Below are 10393 nucleotides of genomic sequence, written 5' to 3'. Positions count from 1 at the left end.
GCACCTTTTTCTATTCTAGGGAAAACACTTACTATGGCGCCAGACTACCTTTGGAATGGCAAAACGCTGGACCAACAACTTGCCGGGTGGTCTGGTATTTGGGGTGATAAAACAGCGCTGATCTATCAAGAACAACAACTAACTTACCGTGAATTGCACCAATTCGTAGAGAGATTGGCCAGCGGACTATTTCGTCGTGGGATCCGTCGTGGGGATAACGTTATGGTACAACTGCCTAACCGTATCTCCTTTGTCGTTACCTGTTTTGCCCTGTTCAGGCTCGGTGCTCATCCGGTGTTATTAATGCCGACACAGCGGACTCATGATGTTCATGCTCTTTGCCAGATTGCACTCCCGGTTGCTTACATTATCCCTGATTGCTTCCATGATTTTGACTACCGAAAAATGGCACGAGAAATTGTGGCATCTTGCCCCGATCTAAAACACATTATTGTTGATGGAGAAGCGGAAGAATTTACCGCATTGGCATCCATTGATGATGAACCGGTAAATATTCCCGGCCCAAGTTATGGTGATATTGCTGTATTGCTGCTTTCTGGCGGAACAACCGGTACACCGAAACTCATTCCCCGTACTCACGATGCTTATACCTATGATTTTGTGCTGTCAGCCCGTCTGTGTACGGTAAATACAGAAAGTGTTTATCTAGCCGTATTGCCTGTGGCACATAACTTCACACTAGGCAGTCCCGGTATTTTGGGCACCCTTTCCCAGGGCGGAAGTGTCCTTCTGAGTGATACCGCCAGTTTTGATGAGGCCATGCCGCTAATCGAGCAACACAAAGTGACCCATCTGGCATTAGTACCAGCTCTGGCTCGGCTCTGGGAACAGGCTCGCGACTGGGAACAAAGCGATCTTTCATCCTTACGCTGTTTGCAAGTGGGTGGTGGCAGGTTGACACCAGAACTAGCGGAGCAAGTAATAGCACGCCTTGGGCCTTTGCAGCAGGTGTTTGGTACAGCGGAAGGATTACTCTGTTATACCCGATTGGATGATCCCCACGAGGTCATCATTAATACCCAAGGGCGTCCGTTATCAGAAGAAGATGAGATCAAAATTGTTGATACCAATTTACAACCTGTAGTACCCGGCGAGGTAGGAGAACTGATTACACGTGGTCCCTACACTATTACGGGATATTACCGTGCAGAGCTGCATAATACCGTGGCTTTCACCGCCGATGGGTTCTATCGCACCGGCGATCTGGTTCGTATGACCTCAGATGGCAACCTGATCGTTGAGGGCAGAATTAAAGAGCAGATTAACCGCAGTGGTGAGAAAATTTCGACCCAAGAAGTTGAGACCTTGCTGCTGCAACACCCTAACATTGATGATGCCGTTGTCATTTCTGTGCCTGATGAACTGTTGGGTGAACGAACCTGCGCCTGTTTACCTAACAACGGCAATCAACCGGAACCGGGGCAGATAGCGGCATTTCTACAACAGAAAGGGGTTCAGCGTCATAAAATTCCTGACCAATGGTTGTTTGCCCCATATTGGCCACTCACCACCGTGGGAAAAATTGATAAACGCCGCTTGGTACAGATGGCACAAGCAGAACATGGTCGCCCAATGCAGCAATATCATGAACAAACTGTTGTTATTACCAGCACTCCGTTAGATTTGATCACACATTTGCTTTCAGACGACGATGCACAACCTTATATGCTCTATGAAACAAAAGGTGAATGGTCACTTGGGATAGGCTGTGCAGCAACCATTAGTGCAGATGCATCGGGACAATTAATTGATCCACAAGGTAATCGTCATCCATACGATATCAACACGTTAAGCCAAAAACTTGAACAGGCGCTCAATGCTCTTCCTATTCAGAATTGGCGGGCTTATGGAAGAACTTTATTTGAATTCTCCCATATGACCTATGGGTTGCTATTAGCACAACAAAACGAAGCGTTAATAAAAATCACTATTCCACAGCATGAATTACGCATAACTCAAGGACAGGTTCTGATACGAACTCTCGAAGAGAGTCAACTCGCCATATTGAGGGAGAAAATCAGACGGGCTGATCAATTAGGCACACCTGCTTTCTCATGTACAGAAGATATGGAAATTATCAATACGTCAGATGCGGCGAAACGTTATCAAGATAACGTCGCCAATGCGGTTAAGGATATTGCCGCAGGCCACTACCAGAAAGTGATCCTGTCACGTCAGGTTGAGCTTGGCTCGGATATTGATATGCCGCACAGTTACTGGTTAGGCCGCCAAGCTAACACACCTGCCCGCTCCTTCTTCTTACGTGATGAAGATTTCTCTGTTTATGGTTTCAGCCCGGAAACTGTGGTTGAAGCGGATGGTTCAGGTTGGGTCAGCACGCAACCATTGGCCGGAACCAGAGCATTGACACATGACAAGGATCAAGATCGACGGTTGAGAGCAGATTTGCTTTCTGACCCGAAGGAGATCTCTGAACATGCTGTTTCGGCTAAATTAGCATTAGAGGAACTGGCACCGATTTGTCAGGCTGACACACTTTGTGTATCAGAGTTTATGGCGATTCGTGAACGGGGTTCCGTACAACATTTAGCATCACGGGTAAAAGGATTGCTACAAACAGACAAAAATCGTTGGGATGCGTTCATCGCTCTGTTCCCGGCAGTCACCGCTTCGGGGATACCGAAAAAACCTTCTTTACAAGCAATTTCACGTTATGAAGGCGAACCACGTCGGCTTTATAGCGGTTGTGTCATGTTATTAGATAGCTCAGGTAAACTAGATGCGGCGCTGGTATTACGTTCTCTCTATCAGCATCAAGGGCGCTGTTGGCTCCAGGCTGGCGCAGGGTTGGTCAGAGATTCAAAACCAGAAAGAGAATGGCAGGAAACTTGTGAAAAACTTGACTGCATTATGAAATACGTTCGCCGCTACCCCGGAAAAAAGAGTAAATGAAGTAATAACACCTCTGGGAAAACCAGAATTGTTTCTGGTTTTCCCTAGACGACTCATTTTCTACTATGCTTAATCAGTCACCTCTAATTTTTCCTTCTGTGACAACCAGTAACTTAAAAAAACCAAACAAATAGATATCAGCTTGCAACTATTCTTGCTGGTGCCCATTTTACTTGGAGGCAATAAATATGTTTTCTCGTCGTGATATCTTGAGGGCATCCGCAATTGGCGCGGCGGCTGCTAGTATGGGTAGTATGATTAAATCCGCTGTTGCTGATGAACAGCACAATACTATTGCCGCTGGTAATAGTAAACCATCCACAAATGCTAAAAGTTTGTATAAATATAAATTCACAGATAGTAAAAAACGGGTATTGGAAAATGGATGGGCGCGGGAAGCTACGATAGAACAATTCCCGATATCTGAAGGGATTGCGGGCGTTGATATGTTACTTGAACCGGGTGGTGTGCGTGAACTTCATTGGCATGCTATTGCCGCTGAATGGGCATATATGCTTGAAGGCCATGCACGTATTACCATTATCGATCCGGAGGGCAAAAGTGAAGTAGCTGATTTTGGTCCCGGCGATGTATGGTATTTTCCCAAAGGTCATGGTCATTCCATTCAGGCGCTTGAAGATGGCGCACATTTTATTCTGACTTTTGATGACGGGCACTTCTCGGAATTTGGCACTTTCAGCATCACTGATTGGATAACACATATGCCGAAAGAAGTGCTTGAGAAAAGTGTCAACATGCCGGCATCCGTTTTTTCTAAAATTAAACAGGGTGAAGCTTACATCGTCGGTGGAGCTATCCCGCCAAAACTTCCCCTACCTGCTGACGATGGCGGATTGAACGATGCTCCACTCACCCACCGTTATGAACTCTTGAAAAATAAACCTTTCTTCGAGAACGACTCAGGGAGTATTTATCGGGCATCATCGAAGGAATTTCCCATTTCTACAACTATCACTGGTCTCATTGAGATCATCAAACCCGGCGCAGTACGTGAGCTACATTGGCATCCTAATGCCAACGAGTGGCAATACTACATTTCAGGTAAAGGACGTATGACCGTGTTTAGTTCTCATGGACACGCACAAACTGCAAAATATGGGCCGACCGACGTCGGTTACGTTCCTCAGGGATTTGGTCACTATATCGAAAATATTGGCAATGATGATCTTAAGGTACTGATTGTATTAGATAACGGTATCTACCAAGATATTTCACTTTCTGATTGGTTAGCTAAAACGCCGTCTTATCTGCTTGCGGATAACTTCAACAATAATCCCTCCGATTGGGTGGACCGTCCTAAGGATAAGCTAGTCATATCGCGCCGTAGGACTTGAGATATTACACTTTGTGGTGTATTGAAAACCTATATGACTTTGTATATCAGAAATAGCCTCGTTTACACGAGGCTTTATTTAGCAGTAGTAAAAATGATTAAAGAAATAGATGTTGATCTTAATATGTTAGTTTAATTAAAAGAATATAGAATCTTGTAAATGATAATCGTTTTACAGGTTAATCATTTTTTCACATGATTAACTTTCTCTTGTTACTTTTGTTTCCCTTTTTCGGTAATCGAAAACTACCTTTTTATCGGTAATTAGGTCAGACAAGGGTTAAAAGAATAAGCGCTTTATTCCCTGTCATGTTTAATGATTATTTTACACTTATACAACCTGCCGTGACCATCTAAAAACGTTTTGTTAACATCAAGTTATCCTATTCTCCAAGTTCGTTTGGCTTTAGTGCTTTCTCTTTTTTATTTCACTTATTAAATTATTTATTTAACTAATCTTAACGTAATGATTTAAATAGAAAAATATCAACATAAGATGTGAAAATAAAATCTTGCTAATAATTATCATGTAAAGTAATTTTATATTGAAATTAACGATTAAAGAGCCAGAGAAAACCCTATATTTAAAGCTGCAATTTATATTAATAGCGACAAATTTAGGAGCTATCTGCCAGAAGATTCATAGTTCAATAAACACTAACATGATGGAGAAATATAATGGATATAAAATCTGTAACAACTTCTAGTCTAATACAATTAACACCTGATGATAGAAGTGGATATCCACCCGTTGAAAAGCAAATAGCAGGAGATATAATACGTGTACTAAACTTTAGGCAAACAGATGAGGGTTATACTGCATCACATGGAATTGAATATCGAGCTAAGAAAATAATATTAGCGTACGCTTTAGCTGTAAGTGGTATTCATGATGTATCTCATCTTCCTGGTGACTATTATAAGAATAAAGAGACTGCTGAGATAATTTATCAAGAATATATGTCTAATCTTTCATCTGCACTATTAGGTGAAAATGGTGATCAAATTTCTAAAGATATGGCAGATGGTTTTTACAAGAATGAACTGGATTTTGAAGGTGAATATCCTCAAAATATTTGGAATATTCCTGATCTTGAAAATAAACCATTGAGTGCTTATTCAGATGACGATAAATTATTGGCACTATATTTTTTTTCTGCGCAGGAAATTCCACTGGAGGAAAATCAACAATCAAATGCCGCAAGATTTTTTAAATTAATTGATTTCTTATTTATCTTATCTGCTGTGACATCCTTAGGAAGGAGGATTTTTTCAAAAAACTTTTACAATGGATTAGAGTCTAAATCATTAGAGAATTATATTGAGAGAAAAAAGCTTTCTAAACCTTTCTTTCGACCACCGCAGAAATTACCTGATGGCAGAATAGGTTATTTGGCCGGCCCAACAGAACCGCCTAAATGGAGAGTTAGTTTACAAGAACTTAAAAATAACAAATCCAAGAATGGATTTACTAATATGGAAGGTGCTGCAAAACAAAAGTATAGCTCATTTATAAAAGAGGTGCAAAAGGGTAACGATCCACTTACAGCAGCAAAAAGTATTGGTACAGCAAGCGGCAGTAACTTGGAAAAACTGCCGAATAATTTATATAGTGTGAGGCTAAGCCAAAAAGACAGGGTAACCTTCAATCTAAATAACACTGACAGTACAATGACGATTCATAGTGTTGGAACTCATTATAAAAATATATGATGTGTGATCTCTGGCTTCGATTGACAGAACATTTTTAAGCTCTCATTTTTTCAACGGGAGTTTCATAAGGCGTTTTACCTTTCAAACCACTGTTGTGGTCTGTGATAATTGTAAAACGCCTTCCATTTAGCTAATACACTTTACTACCAAGAAAATATGGCTAGAAGAAACCGGCTCTCCATGCCAATAACGTTATAGGGTTATAATTTTTGAGGTTATTTTTGATTTCCGTAACAAAGCGCATAATATATATGACAGGATAAAAGCCAGCAAGGAATAGGCTATTATGTAAACATATATATTTATGTAATTAAATTTTTTTAATAAGAAATTATGGATAAATTCGTTATGTATTTCAATAACAAAAATATTGTGAACAAGATATATTCCTAGTATATTCTTGCTAATGTCATCTATTAAGAATGGTATTTCTCTGACATTCAAATTAACCAAGAATAAAAACAGGCACACCGAAGAAACTTGAAGGAATACATTATAAAACTTCCCATAAAAGAAAGTCATCCCCGTCTTGGATGAAATGATTGATAAAGATATCAATGATATAATAAAAAATACCAGAAATATTATATGCTTACATGAAAAAGCCTTTATTTTAGGTTTCGTTAGCCCTATATATCCACCTATCAAGAAACTAATCAAACCCTCAGATTGGAACGGAAACAAAATATTGAATGGGATTAGGGAAAAAGAGAATTTGTAATCTGTTAGTGCATTCAGCAATGTAAGATTAGAAATTATAAGCATTATAACGAGTATTTTCTTAATCCCCTTTGCATTTGTTTCATTAAATGTGTTACGCATTAGTGGTGTTAATATATATAGAGAGACAATTGCAAATATAAACCATAAATGGGTAGCATCTGATGTGGTTATACTAACATTAACATAATTTAAAAAATTAATAGTAGGCACTGTTGTAAATTTACTGATAAAATATGTGTCATACAGATAATAAAATATAAGCCAAAACAACAATACAGTTAATATCCCTTTGGATTTATTAATGATGTAATCCACCTGCTTTTCATGCTTGTTGTTTAGTAAGAAATAGCCACTGCACATAAAAAACAACGAGACCCCCAACTGACCGGCCTGCCTAAGAAAATACAAAACCACGTCATTATCATCGCGCAACAAGAAAAATAAAGTAACGTGAGAAATTACAACGAAAAATATAGAAACTATCTTTAATAAATCTATGGCTAATATTCTCATTTTTTGTCTCTTAAATAGATAAAATGAAGTTTGAAATTTTTGGGGCAAGCCTGGTCATACCTAGTTTTGATGGATGCAAACCATCGGACACTGTGCCCAAGCTATTGCTGGTCATAATATCGATATTGCCTTCATTGAATCCAGATTGTTTTAACAAATCCAGATATGGGATGGAGTGTTTTTCGCAGATTTCCCGACAAACGCTGCAATAGTCAGACAAGTAATACCCTTTGGCGTTTTTACTGTTCATGCCTCTTTGTACTGATATTGGCGTTGTTATAATAAACCCTATTCTCGTTGATGGGTATTTTTTGGTAATTCCAGTCATTAATAATTTCATGCCGCCAATAAATGTTAAAGAGGTTTTGTCTTTATAATCACCTATTTCCACTCCTCCATTGGAGCCAAAGTCAAATCCAAAATCATTTACCCCTCCCCATATTGTAATAATATCTGGATTGCTTTCCATTTTTTCATATCTTAAACACATGGCTGAATTGTCATTTTTATCTTTTTGGGCTATGCATGTTCCCCCTATTCCGTAGTTTTTCCATTCTTTTAGATCTAAATTTTTAGTCACTATTGGTTGATACCACCCTCTTTCAGTTATACTGTCACCGAGGGTAAACCAACACCCTCCCTTCAAATGCGATTGAATATAAGACATTTACTTTTATCCTTCTAAAAATAAAATGCAGACCGACTGGTTTTTTATCAGTATCGAATGTCCGCTGGAACGGACGCAGGCATTTCGATAGCGTGGTATTCAGACATTTGGCGATAGGCCGTTGTGATAATTGCTGCCTAAATTTCTCAGACCATAGAGAATATCCAAACAATTCTGCGATTAGTTTACGTTGAGTGTAATACTCATGGTTGGCAACTGGGGCGGCATGACGGAAGTCGCGATTAATCACAAATGTATAATCGCTTTCCACATCAGACAAAGCGAAACGGAAAAAAGCGTGTTTAACTTTGAAATAACCGCTTTGCAGGACACAGTAAATTTGGGAATACAGAGCCGACCGGTTTGTAGTAGGCTCCAGTTCGCTTGCTGACAGCGACAGAAATTCCAACTGTAGGCCTTCATCAAAATCAGGAAGCGCATACAGGGCGAATTGCTTCGCATCCGTTAAGGCAGAGAGTCTTTTACTTTTATTGGCAGTTTGGTCTATATGATGAGTCATCATCCTGATTCCATGCAAATCATGTCCGTATGAGGATCGCTGACCGAACAGTAAAAATGAATTTCGTCACTGCGGTTGGATCTCGAATGAAGTTGTCTCATATAAATAGTACGATATCAACCCCTTTTATGCCCCTTTAATCGTACACATTCATGACAGAAATATGGATTGGTGATCATAAACAAATTATTGATCAGGTACTAAAAAATGCTGATAGTGATAATTAGTTTGCTAAAGAAGTGCCTGATAAATTAGCTGAAGAGAAAAATGAATCTGAAACATAATATTGAGTTACTGACCACCTGAGTTTAATAACAAAAATGCCGATCTTGAATATCGGCATTTTGCCATGAAAGAGAAGATTAATTTAATGCTTTAATGCTCCAATTTTATCCCGGCTCAGTCCGGTACTGGTGGCAATAATGTCCAAACTCACGCCATGCCGTAATAAGGCACGAGCCGTTTCCAGTTTACCTTCCTCTCGGCCTTGCTCGCGCCCTTTTTCGTTTCATGCTCCGGAGATTGTTCAATCAGTTGATGGACAAAGTGTGAGAGATCCAGAGTATGTCCATTTAGTAAAATATAGCGTAACACCACATTGCGCTGCTCGACTGTATTATACCTTCCATTCAAGAGTTCCACCAATTGGGGGACCCATTCCAACATATCCCAGAAAAAAATACTTCAATAATTAAAATATTAATATAAAACAATTAATTAAATAAAAAATAACCAATAAAAAATACCAGAATGTACACACATATGTACAAACCGAAAAAGCACTCATATGAAGCATAGTGATTGATTTTATACTATTAGCGGGAGATGCGGGGATCAGTTCTGAGATGAGGAGGAGATCGTAAAGCCGGATTATCTCCGGCTCCGTTCTGCCTGTACGGCAGTGAACATCAAACATGTAACATGTCTTTTACTTCGGCACTTCCGGCCACTGCACATCAGGCGCTTGATTCACATCTACACGCGTAAGCAATACTCTGTATTTCTTCCATTCGAGTAGAGCGGCTTTCTCTGAGTCAGTAGCAACTTCTAAGTCAACAGAGTCTTGTAGCAATGAGAGTGTTTCATTTGCTTGTTGTAACAGTGCTGCTTGTTGTTGCTTCGCTTCATTAATCTGATGAGATTTGAGAAGGTCTTTATCAACTACCCATTCTTTACCATCCCACTTATCGAAATCTGTGGGAGGTTTCTTGAAGGTTAGCGTATCCGGCAGTTCACCGATTTCAGTAATTTCAGTCGGAGCGCGAGTTAACGTGTCGTAAGCTGTTTTGCCACGGTAATCCGGGAGGATTTGCCAGCACTTACCGTCTTCACTGCGACAAACAGCTTTATCGTGAGAATCTGGAAGTTGTGGCGCATCGGGATAAGCACCGGCTGATAGATTGACACCGAGCATGACATACTCAATGTCTGAAATTGTGAATTCTCTCGTTATCTGATTCGAGTGATAAACCTTTATCCAGCCTGTTTGAATAGCCAATCCGTCTTTACCCAATACGGCTGTTTCGTGTTCTAAAGAGTACTTTTGTTCTGTCATTATGCTGCTCTCACTATGTAGTTAAATGCAACGTTGCGGGGGCGGGTTTCGTTGCCTCCCGCCCCATATGTCGATACTTTCGTCGATGACACATCGTTTTCAACAACGACCCATGTACTGGCGGAACTATTAACACCAACAGCCATCCTGCCCGTTGGCAAAAATGGCTATGGGATTTATTCTCGTCAGCTTGCCACGACCCACACACCCGACCAGGATCAACACCACGGCTATCATCCCAACCTCGGATAAACTCGCCCCCTTAAATCGGGTACTCTGCCGGCAGGATAAGCTTCTGCTAGCTTTGGGTATAAAGACTTATCGAATGATTGACCATTGCACGTAAGATAGCCAACTGGTGTGTAGCGGTGGGGGTATGGAATAGGGACGCCGACAGGGACGTTAATATCATCA

General features: G+C 40.3%; 8 protein-coding genes and 2 pseudogenes. 3 read left to right on the top strand and 7 right to left on the bottom strand.

Annotation, left to right across the window (positions count from 1 at the left end; translation table 11 throughout):
* Nucleotides 1-33 precede the first annotated feature (33 nt).
* From LG003_RS23600 to LG003_RS01900, 3 genes are all read left to right on the top strand, one after another.
* Complete coding sequence (locus tag LG003_RS23600; RefSeq protein WP_240000855.1) at nt 34-2934, top strand: salicylate synthase; 2901 nt, start codon at nt 34-36, stop codon at nt 2932-2934.
* Between the two features lie 188 nt (nt 2935-3122).
* Nucleotides 3123-4289, top strand: coding sequence for a cupin domain-containing protein (locus LG003_RS01905; protein ID WP_112879123.1), 1167 nt, complete (start codon nt 3123-3125; stop codon nt 4287-4289).
* A 677-nt stretch (nt 4290-4966) separates the two neighbouring features.
* Nucleotides 4967-6001, top strand: coding sequence for a Txp40, insecticidal toxin (previously name A24tox) (locus tag LG003_RS01900; protein WP_112879122.1), 1035 nt, complete (start codon nt 4967-4969; stop codon nt 5999-6001).
* A 192-nt stretch (nt 6002-6193) separates the two neighbouring features.
* Here the strand turns inward: LG003_RS01900 and LG003_RS01895 are convergent, their stop codons facing one another.
* The 7 genes and pseudogenes from LG003_RS01895 to LG003_RS01865 form a co-directional block, all read right to left on the bottom strand.
* Nucleotides 6194-7237 (bottom strand): acyltransferase, encoded by a 1044-nt coding sequence (locus LG003_RS01895; RefSeq protein ID WP_112879121.1) that lies wholly within the window; start codon nt 7235-7237, stop codon nt 6194-6196.
* A 10-nt stretch (nt 7238-7247) separates the two neighbouring features.
* Nucleotides 7248-7904 (bottom strand): SGNH/GDSL hydrolase family protein, encoded by a 657-nt coding sequence (locus LG003_RS01890; protein ID WP_112879120.1) that lies wholly within the window; start codon nt 7902-7904, stop codon nt 7248-7250.
* Nucleotides 7852-8427 (bottom strand): DUF4158 domain-containing protein, encoded by a 576-nt coding sequence (locus LG003_RS01885; protein WP_112879119.1) that lies wholly within the window; start codon nt 8425-8427, stop codon nt 7852-7854. Before LG003_RS01885 ends, LG003_RS01890 begins: the two co-directional genes overlap by 53 nt.
* 364 nt (nt 8428-8791) lie before the next feature.
* Nucleotides 8792-9093 (bottom strand): annotated as a pseudogene (locus tag LG003_RS01880) (ISNCY family transposase); the annotation flags it as partial.
* Between the two features lie 259 nt (nt 9094-9352).
* On the bottom strand, nt 9353-9979 hold the full coding sequence (locus tag LG003_RS01875) for a tail fiber assembly protein (protein ID WP_112879118.1): 627 nt from the start codon (nt 9977-9979) through the stop codon (nt 9353-9355).
* Entirely contained in the window at nt 9979-10125 is a 147-nt protein-coding gene (locus LG003_RS01870) for a hypothetical protein (RefSeq protein ID WP_240003013.1), read from the bottom strand. Before LG003_RS01870 ends, LG003_RS01875 begins: the two co-directional genes overlap by 1 nt.
* 67 nt (nt 10126-10192) lie before the next feature.
* Nucleotides 10193-10386: pseudogene (locus LG003_RS01865) on the bottom strand (phage tail protein); the annotation flags it as partial.
* Nucleotides 10387-10393 lie beyond the last annotated feature (7 nt).

Source organism: Photorhabdus kleinii (genome assembly GCF_025384885.1).
Lineage (GTDB): Bacteria > Pseudomonadota > Gammaproteobacteria > Enterobacterales > Enterobacteriaceae > Photorhabdus > Photorhabdus kayaii.
This window is presented reverse-complemented; position numbering and strand designations above follow the sequence as displayed.